Source organism: Serratia silvae (assembly GCF_023282985.1).
GTDB classification, from domain to species: domain Bacteria; phylum Pseudomonadota; class Gammaproteobacteria; order Enterobacterales; family Enterobacteriaceae; genus Chania; species Chania silvae.
This window is the reverse complement of record NZ_JAGQDC010000030.1, coordinates 1-13,329: the sequence shown is the minus strand read 5'-3', so window position 1 is coordinate 13,329 and position 13,329 is coordinate 1. Positions and strand designations below refer to the sequence as shown.

18 protein-coding genes are annotated in these 13,329 nt (G+C 52.8%); 12 read left to right on the top strand and 6 right to left on the bottom strand.

Annotated features, from left to right (window positions below):
• The first annotated feature begins 136 nt into the window (after window positions 1-136).
• From rpsM to KAJ71_RS22195, 7 genes are all read left to right on the top strand, one after another.
• Window positions 137-493, top strand: a complete 357-nt coding sequence (rpsM, locus tag KAJ71_RS22225) for a 30S ribosomal protein S13 (RefSeq protein ID WP_021182217.1) — start codon at window positions 137-139, stop codon at window positions 491-493.
• 16 nt (window positions 494-509) lie between these two features.
• On the top strand, window positions 510-899 hold the full coding sequence (rpsK, locus tag KAJ71_RS22220) for a 30S ribosomal protein S11 (RefSeq protein WP_004929731.1): 390 nt from the start codon (window positions 510-512) through the stop codon (window positions 897-899).
• A gap of 33 nt (window positions 900-932) precedes the next feature.
• On the top strand, window positions 933-1,553 hold the full coding sequence (gene rpsD / locus KAJ71_RS22215) for a 30S ribosomal protein S4 (protein WP_021182216.1): 621 nt from the start codon (window positions 933-935) through the stop codon (window positions 1,551-1,553).
• Window positions 1,554-1,579: 26 nt separating this feature from the next.
• Window positions 1,580-2,569: a DNA-directed RNA polymerase subunit alpha gene (locus tag KAJ71_RS22210; RefSeq protein WP_002919219.1), complete on the top strand. Its 990-nt coding sequence runs from the start codon at window positions 1,580-1,582 to the stop codon at window positions 2,567-2,569.
• A 40-nt stretch (window positions 2,570-2,609) separates the two neighbouring features.
• Window positions 2,610-2,999 (top strand): 50S ribosomal protein L17, encoded by a 390-nt coding sequence (rplQ, locus tag KAJ71_RS22205; protein ID WP_004929726.1) that lies wholly within the window; start codon window positions 2,610-2,612, stop codon window positions 2,997-2,999.
• A gap of 151 nt (window positions 3,000-3,150) precedes the next feature.
• On the top strand, window positions 3,151-3,582 hold the full coding sequence (zntR, locus tag KAJ71_RS22200) for a Zn(2+)-responsive transcriptional regulator (RefSeq protein ID WP_248947668.1): 432 nt from the start codon (window positions 3,151-3,153) through the stop codon (window positions 3,580-3,582).
• An 80-nt stretch (window positions 3,583-3,662) separates the two neighbouring features.
• Complete coding sequence (locus KAJ71_RS22195; protein ID WP_248947663.1) at window positions 3,663-3,869, top strand: alternative ribosome-rescue factor A; 207 nt, start codon at window positions 3,663-3,665, stop codon at window positions 3,867-3,869.
• 51 nt (window positions 3,870-3,920) lie between these two features.
• Here the strand turns inward: KAJ71_RS22195 and mscL are convergent, their stop codons facing one another.
• The 5 genes from mscL to def form a co-directional block, all read right to left on the bottom strand.
• Window positions 3,921-4,337, bottom strand: a complete 417-nt coding sequence (mscL, locus tag KAJ71_RS22190) for a large-conductance mechanosensitive channel protein MscL (RefSeq protein WP_025123449.1) — start codon at window positions 4,335-4,337, stop codon at window positions 3,921-3,923.
• A 138-nt stretch (window positions 4,338-4,475) separates the two neighbouring features.
• On the bottom strand, window positions 4,476-5,852 hold the full coding sequence (gene trkA / locus KAJ71_RS22185; RefSeq protein WP_248947662.1) for a Trk system potassium transporter TrkA: 1,377 nt from the start codon (window positions 5,850-5,852) through the stop codon (window positions 4,476-4,478).
• 70 nt (window positions 5,853-5,922) lie between these two features.
• Window positions 5,923-7,212, bottom strand: coding sequence for a 16S rRNA (cytosine(967)-C(5))-methyltransferase RsmB (rsmB, locus tag KAJ71_RS22180; protein WP_248947661.1), 1,290 nt, complete (start codon window positions 7,210-7,212; stop codon window positions 5,923-5,925).
• 72 nt (window positions 7,213-7,284) lie between these two features.
• Entirely contained in the window at window positions 7,285-8,229 is a 945-nt protein-coding gene (fmt, locus tag KAJ71_RS22175; RefSeq protein ID WP_248947660.1) for a methionyl-tRNA formyltransferase, read from the bottom strand.
• Between the two features lie 17 nt (window positions 8,230-8,246).
• Entirely contained in the window at window positions 8,247-8,756 is a 510-nt protein-coding gene (gene def / locus KAJ71_RS22170; RefSeq protein WP_024485624.1) for a peptide deformylase, read from the bottom strand.
• 132 nt (window positions 8,757-8,888) lie between these two features.
• Between def and dprA the strand changes: the two genes are divergently transcribed.
• From dprA to aroE, 5 genes are read left to right on the top strand one after another with little or no spacing between them, the layout of a single operon-like run.
• Entirely contained in the window at window positions 8,889-10,010 is a 1,122-nt protein-coding gene (dprA, locus tag KAJ71_RS22165; protein WP_248947659.1) for a DNA-protecting protein DprA, read from the top strand.
• The gene (locus KAJ71_RS22160) at window positions 9,982-10,455 is read left to right on the top strand and encodes a DUF494 family protein (RefSeq protein ID WP_021182206.1); all 474 of its coding nucleotides are present in this window, start codon (window positions 9,982-9,984) and stop codon (window positions 10,453-10,455) included. Before dprA ends, KAJ71_RS22160 begins: the two co-directional genes overlap by 29 nt.
• Window positions 10,456-10,480: 25 nt before the next feature.
• The gene (locus KAJ71_RS22155; protein WP_248947658.1) at window positions 10,481-11,026 is read left to right on the top strand and encodes a DNA topoisomerase family protein; all 546 of its coding nucleotides are present in this window, start codon (window positions 10,481-10,483) and stop codon (window positions 11,024-11,026) included.
• A 7-nt stretch (window positions 11,027-11,033) separates the two neighbouring features.
• Window positions 11,034-11,603: an L-threonylcarbamoyladenylate synthase type 1 TsaC gene (gene tsaC, locus KAJ71_RS22150; RefSeq protein ID WP_248947657.1), complete on the top strand. Its 570-nt coding sequence runs from the start codon at window positions 11,034-11,036 to the stop codon at window positions 11,601-11,603.
• A gap of 11 nt (window positions 11,604-11,614) precedes the next feature.
• The gene (gene aroE / locus KAJ71_RS22145) at window positions 11,615-12,433 is read left to right on the top strand and encodes a shikimate dehydrogenase (protein ID WP_248947656.1); all 819 of its coding nucleotides are present in this window, start codon (window positions 11,615-11,617) and stop codon (window positions 12,431-12,433) included.
• Between the two features lie 34 nt (window positions 12,434-12,467).
• On the opposite strand, the gene KAJ71_RS22140 is transcribed toward aroE, so the two are convergent.
• The gene (locus KAJ71_RS22140; protein ID WP_248947655.1) at window positions 12,468-13,010 is read right to left on the bottom strand and encodes a gamma carbonic anhydrase family protein; all 543 of its coding nucleotides are present in this window, start codon (window positions 13,008-13,010) and stop codon (window positions 12,468-12,470) included.
• Window positions 13,011-13,329 lie beyond the last annotated feature (319 nt).

Here is a 13,329-nt window from a genome sequence, read left to right as displayed (position 1 = left end):
TATTTTTCTTGCAAAGTTGGGTTGAGCTGGCTAGATTAGCCAGCCAATCTTTTGTATGTAGCTGCAACATTATTTGAGTATCCTGAAAACGGGCTTTTCAGAATGGTGTTGCCGTAAAAATTAGTAGGAGTGCATAGTGGCCCGTATAGCAGGCATTAACATTCCTGATCATAAACATACCGTTATCGCGTTAACGTCGATCTTCGGAATCGGCAAAACTCGTTCACAGTCCATCTGTGCTGAAACGGGTATTGCTGAAAATGTTAAGATCAGTGAGCTGTCTGAAGAGCAAATTGAACAACTGCGTGAAGCAGTTGCCAAATTCACTGTTGAAGGTGATTTGCGTCGTGAAGTTACCCTGAGCATCAAGCGTCTGATGGATCTTGGTACATACCGTGGTTTACGCCATCGTCGTGGTCTGCCAGTTCGCGGTCAGCGCACTAAGACCAACGCACGTACCCGTAAGGGTCCGCGTAAACCGATCAAGAAATAATCGGGGTGATTGAATAATGGCAAAGGCACCTGTTCGTACACGTAAGCGTGTAAGAAAACAAGTCTCTGACGGCGTGGCTCATATCCATGCTTCTTTCAACAACACCATTGTGACTATTACCGATCGTCAGGGTAATGCTTTGGGTTGGGCAACAGCCGGTGGTTCCGGTTTCCGTGGTTCTCGTAAGTCAACTCCGTTTGCAGCTCAGGTTGCAGCCGAGCGTTGTGCTGACGCAGTTAAAGAATACGGTATCAAGAACCTGGAAGTTATGGTTAAAGGACCTGGTCCTGGTCGTGAGTCTACTATCCGCGCTCTGAACGCGGCTGGTTTCCGCATCACTAATATTACCGATGTGACTCCGATTCCTCATAACGGTTGTCGTCCACCGAAAAAGCGTCGCGTGTAACGCCCCTGCTTTTCGGATTGTTGGAGAAAGAAAATGGCAAGATATTTGGGTCCTAAGCTCAAGCTTAGCCGCCGCGAGGGCACAGACCTGTTCCTGAAGTCTGGCGTTCGCGCGATAGATTCAAAGTGCAAAATTGAACAGCCACCTGGTCAACACGGTGCGCGTAAACCGCGTCTGTCTGACTATGGTGTACAGTTACGTGAAAAGCAAAAAGTTCGCCGTATGTACGGTGTTCTGGAGCGCCAGTTCCGTAACTATTACAAAGCAGCAACCCGCCTGAAAGGCAACACCGGTGAAAACCTGTTGACCCTTCTGGAAGGTCGTCTGGACAACGTAGTTTACCGTATGGGCTTCGGCGCCACTCGTGCAGAATCACGTCAGCTGGTTAGCCATAAAGCCGTTATGGTAAATGGTCGCGTTGTTAACATCGCTTCTTATCAGGTATCTCCGAATGACGTAGTCAGCATCCGCGAGAAAGCTAAAAAGCAGTCTCGTGTTAAGGCTTCTCTGGAGCTGGCTGAGCAGCGTGAAAAGCCAACTTGGCTGGAAGTTGATGCTGCGAAGATGGAAGGTGTGTTCAAACGTATTCCTGAACGTACCGATCTGTCCGCCGACATTAACGAACACCTGATCGTCGAGCTTTACTCCAAGTAAGGCTTGAGTTTCAAAGAGAGGACACAATGCAGGGTTCTGTGACAGAGTTTCTAAAACCGCGCCTGGTAGATATCGAGCAAGTCAGTTCGACGCACGCCAAGGTGACCCTTGAGCCGTTAGAGCGTGGCTTTGGCCATACTCTTGGCAACGCACTGCGCCGTATTCTGCTTTCATCTATGCCGGGTTGCGCGGTGACCGAGGTTGAGATTGATGGTGTACTACATGAGTACAGCACCAAAGAAGGCGTACAGGAAGATATCCTGGAGATCCTGCTCAACCTGAAAGGGCTGGCGGTGAGAGTTCAAGGGAAAGATGAAGTTATCCTTACCCTGAATAAATCTGGCATTGGCCCTGTGACCGCTGCCGACATTACCCATGATGGTGATGTCGAAATCGTCAAGCCGCAGCACGTTATCTGCCACCTGACCGATGAGAACGCTGCTATTAGCATGCGTATCAAAGTTCAGCGCGGTCGTGGTTATGTGCCGGCTTCTGCCCGAATTCATTCGGAAGAAGATGAGCGCCCGATTGGTCGTCTGTTGGTTGACGCCTGCTATAGCCCTGTAGAGCGTATTGCCTACAATGTTGAAGCGGCGCGTGTAGAACAGCGTACCGACCTGGACAAGCTGGTCATCGAGATGGAAACCAATGGCACGATCGATCCTGAAGAGGCGATCCGCCGTGCGGCAACCATTCTGGCTGAACAACTGGAAGCTTTCGTTGACTTACGTGATGTACGTCAGCCGGAAGTGAAAGAAGAGAAACCAGAGTTCGATCCGATCCTGCTGCGCCCTGTTGACGATCTGGAATTGACTGTCCGCTCTGCTAACTGCCTTAAGGCAGAAGCTATCCACTACATCGGTGATCTGGTACAGCGTACCGAGGTTGAGCTGTTGAAAACGCCTAACCTGGGTAAAAAATCTCTTACTGAGATTAAAGACGTGCTGGCTTCCCGTGGACTTTCTCTGGGCATGCGCCTGGAAAATTGGCCACCGGCTAGCATTGCTGACGAGTAACCGGATCACAGGTTAAGGTTTTACTGAGAAGGATAAGGTCATGCGCCATCGTAAGAGTGGTCGTCAACTGAACCGTAACAGCAGCCATCGCCAGGCTATGTTCCGTAACATGGCCGGCTCTTTGGTTCGTCATGAGATCATCAAGACGACCCTGCCAAAAGCGAAAGAGCTGCGTCGCGTTGTTGAGCCGCTGATTACTCTTGCCAAGACCGACAGCGTTGCTAATCGTCGTCTGGCATTCGCCCGTACTCGTGATAACGAGATCGTGGCAAAACTGTTTAACGAGCTAGGCCCGCGTTTTGCGAGCCGTGCCGGTGGTTACACTCGCATTCTGAAGTGTGGCTTCCGCGCAGGCGACAACGCGCCGATGGCATACATCGAGCTGGTTGATCGTGCTGAGTCTCAAGCAGAAGTAGCAACTGCAGAGTAATCTGTGGAAGCGTAAAAAAACCGGGCTTGCCCGGTTTTTTTACGTCTGTAACTCGCCAAACGTGCTTTCCCCTTCCGGCAATGCTTAAGATCCCTCCCCATATCCGCTATGCTCAGGCTATTAGTGAGAAGTACAACACGGAGCAGTCATGATGTTCAAGATTGGGCAATTAGCCAAGCTGGCTGACGTCACGCCAGATACGGTGCGCTATTACGAGAAGCAAGGCATGATGGACCACCATGTTCGTACCGAAGGCGGCTATCGGCTGTATAGCGATCAGGACTTACAGCGCCTGCGTTTTATCCGCTATGCCAAACAGCTGGGCTTCACGCTGGAAACCATCGCCGAGTTGCTGTCGATCCGTGTGGATCCGGAGCATCACACCTGCGAAGAGTCGAAGTCGATCGTGGATGCGCGCCTGCGTGAGGTTGAAAGCAAACTGACCGAGTTAAGCAGAATGCGTGAGTCGCTGAAAAGGCTCAGCGATGCCTGCTGCGGTAGTGAACACACTAGCAACTATTGCTCGATTCTGGAGGCTTTGGAGCAAGGGGCTAGCGAAGAGAAAGCCAAAAGTGTGGTTTAACTGCGCGCGGGTCTTTAATTTTTATCTGGCCAGCAGTATGATCGGTGCGTTTATTATCAGCAACCAACAGGAAGACCAAGATGACCCAATATCGTCATACCAAAGGTAAGATCCAGGACAATGCCATTGAGGCGTTGCTACATGATCCTCTTTTCCGCCAGCGGGTAGAGAGGAACACTAAAGGGAAAGGTAGCTACCGGCGTAAAGACAAACACGCAAAAGGCGGTAACTGGGAGGCCAGTGGTAAATTGCCCAACGACAATTTACCACTGGCCTTCTGGTTTTAAGCCACAAAAAAGCCATCTCGCAAGATGGCTTTTAGCGTTATAGCTGGAAAATTACAGCTTGGGTTGCTGTTGATGACTTAGCAGATCGCGGATTTCTGTCAGAAGCTTCTCTTCTGCGGTTGGCGCAGGCGGTGCGGCCGGCTCTTCAACTTCTTTACGGCGCATTTTGTTCATTAACTTGATGGCCATAAAGATCGCAAAGGCGACGATCACGAAATCAAAGATATTCTGCAGGAAGGAGCCATAGTTCATCACCACTGCCGGGACATTGTCCTTGGCTTCACGCAGTACCAGATGGAACTGTTTAAAATCAACGCCACCTATCAGCAGGCCCAAAGGTGGCATGATGATGTCGGCAACCAAGGAAGAAACGATTTTACCGAATGCCGCACCAATGATCACACCCACTGCCAGATCGACCACGTTGCCACGCATGGCAAATTCGCGGAACTCTTTTAACATACCCATCAGAACACCCCTCAAAAAATTAGTAACGCAATTTTAACAAAGCAATTCCCCTTTGACACAATCAGTATAGGAAAATTTTTAGTTTTTCCTATCTATTAACCCCGGATGTGTCAAAAATCATTCGTATGATTTAAGCATCTATAAGAAGAACGGGCTTGGTTGGAACAGGCGCTCAACGTCAGGCACAAATTTCTTATCGGTAATAAACATGATCACGTGATCCCCTTGCTGGATCCGGCTGTTGCCGTTGGCAATGATCACATCATCACCACGCACAATCGCGCCAATAGTGGTTCCTGGTGGCAGCTTAATCTCTTCCACCATCCGGCCGACAACCTTGGAGGTGCTTTCATCGCCATGGGCAATCGCTTCAATGGCTTCAGCAACGCCACGGCGCAGTGAGGAGACGCTGACAATATCGGCTTTACGCACGTGGCCCAGCAGTGCGGAAATGGTGGCCTGCTGCGGCGAAATAGCGATATCAATCACGCTGCCCTGGACCAGATCGACATAGGCACGGCGCTGGATCAATACCATCACCTTCTTGGCCCCCATGCGCTTGGCCAACATGGCAGACATGATATTGGCTTCGTCATCGTTGGTGATGGCGATAAACACATCCACCTGCTCGACATGCTCTTCGGCCAATAACTCCTGATCGGAGGCATCGCCGTAAAACACGATAGTATCGTGCAGTTGCTCTGCCAGTTCGGCGGCGCGTTGCTGGTTTTTCTCAATCAGCTTCACGTTGTACGATTTTTCTAACCGCTGTGCCAGTCCGGCCCCCACATTACCGCCGCCGACGATCATGATGCGCTTGTAGGGCTTTTCGAGCCGTTGCAGTTCACTCATTACCGCGCGGATATGCTGTGATGCGGCAACAAAGAACACCTCGTCGCCCGCTTCGATTATGGTCGAGCCTTGCGGGCGTATCGGGTGATCATGGCGGAAAATCGCCGCCACACGGGTATCGATATGTGGCATATGCTCGCGCATGGCAGACAGGGCATTCCCCACCAATGGGCCGCCATAATAGGCCTTCACTGCGGCGATGCTGACCTTGCCATCGGCAAAGTTCACCACCTGTAAGGCACCAGGGTATTCGATCAGTTTGTAGATGTAATCGATAACCAACTGCTCTGGTGAGATCAGGTGGTCGATGGGCACCGCCTCCGGGTGGAATAATTTCTCGGACTCACGGATATAATCCGGCGCCCGGATCCGTGCAATACGATTCGGGGTGTTAAACAGTGTATAAGCGATCTGACAGGCGACCATATTGGTTTCGTCAGAGTTGGTGACGGCAACCAGCATATCGGCATCTTCGGCACCGGCTTCGCGTAATACGCGTGGATGGGAGCCGTGCCCCTGGACGACGCGCAGGTCAAACTTGTCTTGCAACTGGCGTAGGCGCCCGGTGTCGGTATCGACCACGGTAATATCGTTATTTTCACCCACCAGGTTTTCAGCCAGTGTTCCGCCAACTTGCCCTGCGCCAAGAATAATTATTTTCATCGATTTCTCTGCTCGATCTGCGACGGCCGTGGCCGAAAGTTGAGAACGCCCGCGGGCGCTCCCTGAACAGTTATATTTTAATCAGCTTAGCGTAAAAGAAACCATCGCCATCCTCAGGATGAGGCAGATTCTGTTTACCTGGTGATTGCGTGTCGCCGGTTTCAACCAGCTTGGCATCGCCGTGACGTTGCAGGAACGCGGCTATCTGCTCGCTATTTTCCTGGGGCAGAATAGAGCAGGTTGCATAAACCATTACGCCGCCGGGTTTCAGACGTGGCCAGATAGCTTCCAGAATTTCACTCTGTAAAGCGGCCAGTTCGGCGATATCGCTGTCACGACGCAGCCATTTGATATCCGGGTGGCGGCGAATAACACCGGTGGCGGAGCAAGGTGCATCCAACAGGATACGATCGAACTGTTGGTCACCGCACCACTCTTGCGGAGTACGGCCATCACCCTGGCGAACTTCTGCATGTTGGCGTAGGCGCTGCAGGTTTTCTTTCACCCGGCTTAAACGTTGTTCGTCGATATCCACGGCGAGCACGTGAGCTTTGGGAGCGGCTTCCAGAATATGGGTCGTTTTGCCGCCGGGGGCTGCACAAAGATCGAGGATCTGTTCACCGTCTTGTGGATCCAGCAGATCAACGCATCCTTGAGCGGAAGCGTCTTGTACCGTTACCCAGCCCTCGGAGAAACCGGGCAAGTCCGTTACTGGGCACGGAGCCAGCAAGCGAACTGCGTCGCGACACTCCGCATGAGGCTCGGCAGTAATACCGGCCTGCTGCATCAGTTGCAGATATTTTTCACGGGTATGGTGCAGACGATTGACGCGCAGCCACATTGGCGGCTTCTGATTATTGGCATCAACGATCTGCTCCCACTGCGTTGGGTAAGCCAGTTTGATGCGTTTAAGCAACCAGCTTGGGTGCAGATAGCGGCTTTCGTTATTGGCAGCGCGTGCCAGCAGCTCTTCTTGCTGGCGCTGGAACTGGCGCAGTACCCCGTTAATCAGTCCTTTCAGCTGTGGACGCTTCAAGGCGACCGCGCCTTCAACCGTTTCGGCTAACACCGCGTGCGGTGGAATACGGGTATACAGTAGCTGATACAGGCCAACCATCAGCAAATAGTGCAACGGGCGCTGTTTGCCGGTCATGGGCTTTGCCATCAACTGCTGGATACACCATTCGAGCTGCGGTAACACCCGCAGCGTACCGAAACAGAGTTCCTGCAATAGCCCACGGTCTTTGTCAGAAATGTTCTTTTGTAATGCGGGCAAAATGGTGCTGAGCGACTGCCCTTGATCCAGTACCTGGCCGATGGCCTTGGCAGCAATGCTTCGGAGGTTGTAATTGTTTTTCATAGGCTAAGGCGGATTACGATCGGCATTAAGAAACGAACAGCCCGGCAACAATGGCCGGGCAATGGGAGTGGTTTATAGCCGGTTGCCCGGTGTGAACCATTCGCGGCGAGAATTCAGTAAATCTTGTGCCGACATCGGTTTTTTACCGGCAGGCTGGAGCTGCGTGAGGTTGAGAATACCTTGTGCGGTAGCAACCTGAATGCCGTGTTTGTCGGCATGCACGATAGTCCCCGGTTCTGCGTTGGCGGTTTCCGTCAGCGCGGTTGCCTGCCAGACTTTCACCGGCTGATCGTCGATGGTGAAATAGCTGACCGGCCAAGGATTGAAGGCGCGAATACAGCGTTCCAACTGTTCGGCGGAAATGCTCCAGTCCAGGCGTGCCTCTTCCTTGCTCAGCTTTTCTGCGTAGGTCACCAGCGCTTCGTCTTGAACTTCGCGCTGTACAGTACCCGCCGCCAATTGCTGCAAGGTGATCAGCAGCCCTTGTGGCCCCAGTTCTGCCAGCTTGTTGTACAGGCTGGCGCTGGTATCGGTGGCTTCGATCGGGCAGGCGATCTTGTGCATCATATCGCCGGTATCCAGGCCCACGTCCATTTGCATGATCGTTACGCCAGTTTCGCTATCGCCAGCCCACAACGCGCGTTGGATCGGTGCCGCACCACGCCAGCGTGGCAGCAGAGAACCATGAACGTTGATGCAACCCAGGCGTGGCATATCCAGCACTGCTTTCGGCAGGATCAGGCCATAGGCGACGACCACCATCACGTCCGCATTCAGATCGGCAACCAGGTGCTGATTCTCTTGTGGGCGCAGTGACTTAGGCTGGAAAACGGGGATTTGATGCTGTTCGGCCAGCATCTTGACCGGGCTTGGCGTTAGTTTGTTACCACGGCCTGCGGGGCGATCGGGCTGGGTGAAGACGCCGACCACCTGATGCCCAGATGACAACAGCGCGTCTAGGTGACGCGCTGCGAAGTCTGGAGTTCCGGCAAAAATAATCCGTAAAGAGTCAGACACGTTGATTTCCTGATCGGTTAGGCTCGAGCTTCAAGCTTGGCCATTTTTTCCAGTTTCTGACGGATACGTTGGCGTTTCAACGGCGACAGGTAATCGACAAACAGTTTGCCAACCAGATGATCCATTTCGTGCTGGATACAGATTGCCAGCAAGTCATCGGCCTCAAGCTCAAAAGGTTGTCCTTCACGATTGAGGGCACGGATCTTCACTTTCTCTGCGCGTGGCACCAGGGCGCGTTGCTCAGGGATGGAAAGGCAGCCTTCTTCGATACCGGTTTCACCGCTTTTTTCCAGCAGTTCCGGGTTGATCAACACCAGGCGTTGATCGCGGTTTTCAGAAACGTCGATGACGATAATGCGCTGATGAATATCGACCTGAGTCGCAGCCAGGCCAATGCCTTCCTCTGCGTACATGGTTTCAAACATATCATCCACGATGCGCTGGACATCTGCATTGACTTCTTTTACCGGGGCCGCAATTTTGCGTAGCCGCTCGTCTGGGAAATGTAATACCTGTAAGACTGACATATATCTTAAGATCTGTATCCGAGTGATGAACAGTAATTAGCTTCTATTCTAGACATTCTTTGGCCTGATTGACAGCATCCTAGACCAATTGCACGAATTGGTAATACCCTAATTACAGCGAGGGAATGCTCCATGCGGCCAGAAGAAATCGCTCTACGTATGCATGCGGTGACAAAGATCGACGCACCGCAAGCCAGCCGGATTATCGATCGCCTGATTGCCGAAGGTGGGGATCCTTACCGGTTGCTTAAACCCCTGGGGCTGAATGACCAGCAGCAAAAGCAGTTTCGGCGGGGGCATGGGCAGTATCTCAAGGCAACGCTCAAGTGGCTGGAGCAGCCGGGCAACCAGATGGTGCGATACGGTGAGCCAGCGTTTCCCGCACGCTTGGCGCATATCGATGATGCTCCGTTATTACTCATGGTGCAGGGCGATGTAGAGGCTTTGCAACAGCCGCAAATCGCCATGGTCGGTAGCCGCCAGTTCAGCCACTATGGCGAGCACTGGGGCAGTTACTTTGCCAGCGGGTTGGTGCATTGTGGTTTCGCCATCACCAGCGGCTTGGCGATTGGTATTGACGGGATCTGCCACCGGGCAGCCTTGGAGGCAGAAGGGCTCACCATTGCGGTATTGGGTAGCGGCCTGGCAAATATCTACCCACGCCGCCATCGTCGCCTGGCTGAGCAAATCATTGAGCAGGGCGGTGCGGTGATTTCCGAGCACCTGGCTACCGATTTGCCGCTGGCGGCTCATTTCCCGCGTCGCAATCGTATTATCAGTGGATTAAGTGTGGGCGTGGTGGTCATCGAGGCTTCACTGCGTAGCGGGTCGTTGATCACCGCGCGCTATGCGTTGGAACAGGGGCGTGAAATATTTGCTCTGCCGGGGGCATTGGGTAACCCGATGAGCGAGGGGGCTCATTGGTTGATACAACAGGGGGCCAGTTTGGTTACTGGCCCAAAAGATATCGCAGAACAGCTAGGAAGTGGGCTGCAATGGCTGTCCGTGAGCGAAAATACAACTATTTCTGCATCAGAGGCCGAAGTTGAATTGCCATTTGCCGATGTGTTGGCTAACGTAGGAGATGAGGTGACACCTGTTGACGTCGTCGCCGAACGTGCCGGCCAACCTGTGCCAGAGGTAGTAATCAAATTACTCGATCTGGAGTTAGCAGGTTGGATCGCAGCTGTACCCGGCGGCTATGTCCGAATAAGGAGGGCATGCCATGTTCGACGTACTCATGTATTTGTTTGAGACTTATATCCACAATGAGCCAGAGATGCACGTTGATCAGGATACCTTGACTGACGATCTTACCGAAGCAGGATTTGATCGTGATGATATCTTCAACGCGTTGAATTGGCTCGAAAAGCTTGCAGACCTCCAGGAAGGCGAGAATGCCCCTTATTTTATGGATGCCGATCCGCTGGCTATGCGGATCTACACCGAAGAAGAGAGTGTGCGTTTAGATGCCGGTTGCCGTGGTTTTCTCCTGTTCCTAGAACAGATCCAGGTATTGAACCTCGAAACCCGTGAAATGGTTATCGATCGTGTTATGGCTTTGGATAATACGGAATTTGATCTCGAAGATCTGAAATGGGTAGTGCTGATGGTGTTGTTCAATATCCCCGGATATGAGAGCGCCTATCAGCAGATGGAAGAACTGTTGTTTGAAGTAAACGAAGGTTACCTGCACTGAGTAGGTAACAGGCATAGAAGACGTTATGACAAAACCAGCGATTTTTGCCGCGAGGCAAAATGAACCCTGTCCGGAATGCGGGGCCGAGTTGGTGATCCGCAGTGGTCGCCACGGCCCCTTCCTCGGCTGTTCTCAATATCCGCAGTGCGAGTATATCCGGCCTTTAAAAGCGCAGGCGGATGGCCATATTGTCAAAGTGCTGGAGGGCCAGCAATGCCCGAAATGCCAGGCAACACTGGTGTTACGCCAGGGGCGTTATGGCATGTTTATCGGTTGCAGCCACTATCCCGACTGCGATCATACCGAAGTGATCGACAAACCGGATGAAACCAGCATCGCCTGCCCTCAGTGTGGCCAAGGTCAACTGCTGCAGCGAAAATCTCGCTTTGGCAAGGTGTTCCATTCCTGCGATCGCTACCCGGAATGTCAGTTTGTGCTCAATTTTAAACCCGTCGCCGGTGAGTGTGCCCATTGCCACTATCCATTACTGATGGAAAAGCGCACGGCAAAAGGCCCAACGCTTTGCTGCGCCAGTAAACTGTGCGGAAAACCCGTCGCTATCTCAGAATAATCACGCTATGAACCCAGAACAAACTTCCGCATTCGCGCCTATTATCGCTGCGCTGGAAAACCAGCAGGTGATTGCCTATCCAACAGAAGCGGTATTCGGTCTGGGGTGTGACCCAGATAGCGAACAGGCCGTCAAACAGCTGTTGGCTTTGAAACAACGGCCGTGGGAAAAAGGCCTGATCCTGATCGCTGCCGATTATGCCCAGTTAGCGCCTTATATTGATGATGGCGCATTGAATGAGCAGCAGCGTGCTACGATCTTTGCCAGCTGGCCTGGCCCGGTAACCTGGGTGATCCCGGCAAAACCGCAAACGCCAGCCCTGCTGACAGGCCGTTTTAGTTCGTTGGCCGTGCGAGTTAGCGATCACCCTTTGGTGCAGCAGCTGTGCCGCCAGTTCGGCAAACCGTTGGTGTCAACCAGTGCCAACTTAACCGGTGAGGAGCCGTGCCGCACCGTAGCCGAAGTAATACAGCAGTTTGGTGACGCTTTCCCGGTGCTGGCAGGTAATGTGGGTGGCCGGTTAAACCCTTCTGAAATCAGAGATGCTTTGACCGGTGAGCAGATCCGTCAGGGCTAGAGGCTAGATCTATGGAGAAGTTCGCGGTATTCGGTAACCCGATTGCTCACAGTAAGTCCCCCCGCATCCACGCGCTGTTTGCGCAGCAAACCGGGATCGAACACCCCTATGGCACCGTGTTGGCTCCGTTGGACGGGTTTATACCTACCTTGCAGCGGTTTATTGCGGCTGGTGGCCTAGGGGCCAACGTCACCGTACCGTTTAAAGAATGTGCCTATGAGGCAGCAAGCGAGCTTAGCGAAAGGGCGGCGATGGCCGGTGCGGTGAATACGCTAAAGGTATTGCCCGATGGAAAGCTGCTGGGGGATAACACCGACGGTATCGGTTTGTTGACGGATCTTGAACGCCAACGGTTAATTCGGCCAGGTGACCGTGTGTTGCTGGTTGGGGCGGGGGGCGCTGCGCGCGGTGTGATCCTGCCGCTGCTCTCTTTTGGCTGTGAAGTGGTGTTGACTAACCGCACCTTCAGCCGCGCCGAGGAGTTGGCTGCGGCGTTCCGGCATCTGGGTGAGATCGCCGCCTTGCCGCTGGATCGGTTGGATCAACAGCATTTTGATTTAGTGATCAACGCGACCGCTTCAGGATTCAAGGGGGAGATCCCGGCACTGCCTGACAGCATTATTCATAGCACGATCCGGTGCTATGACATGTTCTACCAACAGGGCGGCACCCCATTCCTGGCTTGGGCGCAGCAGCTGGGGGCGCAACATTATGCGGATGGTTTAGGCATGCTGGTGGGGCAGGCTGCCCATGCTTTCTTTTTATGGCATGGCGTGATGCCGGAGATCGAACCGGTATTGCAGCAATTGCGTCAGGAAATGGCGTCGTGAGGGTTGCCCCGCTTAGGCAAGCAGGGCGGGGCAGTCAGATATCTTCACTGAGGTATTCGTCTTTCCAACGTACATAGTTATTGGCTGAATAGCGTAACCCTTCCAGTTCCGCCGGAGTCAGGGTTCTAACACGGCGCGCAGGGCTGCCTACATATAAGTAGCCACTTTCCAGATGCTTGCCGGGAGCGACCAGGCTACCTGCACCAATCATCACATCATCTTCTATTACGGCACCGTCGAGCAGAATAGAGCCCATCCCCACCAAAACGCGATTACCGATGGTACAACCATGCAGCATGGCTTTATGCCCCACGGTGACATCCTCGCCGATCAGTAAAGGGTAACCTGCCGGATTGTAATCGGATTGATGGGTGACATGCAGAATGCTGCCATCCTGGATATTACTGCGTGCGCCGATCTTTACCGCGTTGACATCACCGCGGATGGCAACCAAGGGCCAAACGCTGACGTCATCAGCCAGATCAACGTTGCCGATCACTACGCTGGAAGGATCGATCATGACGCGTTGGCCAATTTGAGGGGAATAATGAAGATAAGGACGCACTGAATTGGACATGGGATTGCCTCGTATAAGGATCTTATTACCGGCAATACTAGACTTTGACGGTGGAATTACAACCAGTTAACACGGAGGATCGTCGGTAAAACGGCCTTGATCGGGCAAGATCCGTGCGAAAGGGCGGAAAAGTGCGCAGTCGGTAAGAAAAGATCTAAAAAGGGGTTGTGGAAAAAAAGGGGATCCCTATAATGCGCCTCCATCGACACGGAACATGTGAACAACTTCACAGAGTCTCCGGAGGTCGCAGAGAAAAAACCTGAAATTAAGGTTGACTCTGAAAGAGGAAAGCGTAATATACGCCACCTCGAGTTAGCAA

What these genes read in the sequence shown, in the direction of transcription:
- rpsK (WP_004929731.1), top strand. Translation starts at nt 510, where the DNA reads ATGGCAAAGGCACCTGTTCGTACACGTAAGCGTGTAAGAAAACAAGTC.
- rpsD (WP_021182216.1), top strand. Translation starts at nt 933, where the DNA reads ATGGCAAGATATTTGGGTCCTAAGCTCAAGCTTAGCCGCCGCGAGGGC.
- KAJ71_RS22210 (WP_002919219.1), top strand. Translation starts at nt 1,580, where the DNA reads ATGCAGGGTTCTGTGACAGAGTTTCTAAAACCGCGCCTGGTAGATATC.
- rplQ (WP_004929726.1), top strand. Translation starts at nt 2,610, where the DNA reads ATGCGCCATCGTAAGAGTGGTCGTCAACTGAACCGTAACAGCAGCCAT.
- zntR (WP_248947668.1), top strand. Translation starts at nt 3,151, where the DNA reads ATGTTCAAGATTGGGCAATTAGCCAAGCTGGCTGACGTCACGCCAGAT.
- KAJ71_RS22195 (WP_248947663.1), top strand. Translation starts at nt 3,663, where the DNA reads ATGACCCAATATCGTCATACCAAAGGTAAGATCCAGGACAATGCCATT.
- mscL (WP_025123449.1), bottom strand. Translation starts at nt 4,337, where the DNA reads ATGGGTATGTTAAAAGAGTTCCGCGAATTTGCCATGCGTGGCAACGTG.
- trkA (WP_248947662.1), bottom strand. Translation starts at nt 5,852, where the DNA reads ATGAAAATAATTATTCTTGGCGCAGGGCAAGTTGGCGGAACACTGGCT.
- rsmB (WP_248947661.1), bottom strand. Translation starts at nt 7,212, where the DNA reads ATGAAAAACAATTACAACCTCCGAAGCATTGCTGCCAAGGCCATCGGC.
- def (WP_024485624.1), bottom strand. Translation starts at nt 8,756, where the DNA reads ATGTCAGTCTTACAGGTATTACATTTCCCAGACGAGCGGCTACGCAAA.
- dprA (WP_248947659.1), top strand. Translation starts at nt 8,889, where the DNA reads ATGCGGCCAGAAGAAATCGCTCTACGTATGCATGCGGTGACAAAGATC.
- KAJ71_RS22160 (WP_021182206.1), top strand. Translation starts at nt 9,982, where the DNA reads ATGTTCGACGTACTCATGTATTTGTTTGAGACTTATATCCACAATGAG.
- KAJ71_RS22155 (WP_248947658.1), top strand. Translation starts at nt 10,481, where the DNA reads ATGACAAAACCAGCGATTTTTGCCGCGAGGCAAAATGAACCCTGTCCG.
- tsaC (WP_248947657.1), top strand. Translation starts at nt 11,034, where the DNA reads ATGAACCCAGAACAAACTTCCGCATTCGCGCCTATTATCGCTGCGCTG.
- aroE (WP_248947656.1), top strand. Translation starts at nt 11,615, where the DNA reads ATGGAGAAGTTCGCGGTATTCGGTAACCCGATTGCTCACAGTAAGTCC.
- KAJ71_RS22140 (WP_248947655.1), bottom strand. Translation starts at nt 13,010, where the DNA reads ATGTCCAATTCAGTGCGTCCTTATCTTCATTATTCCCCTCAAATTGGC.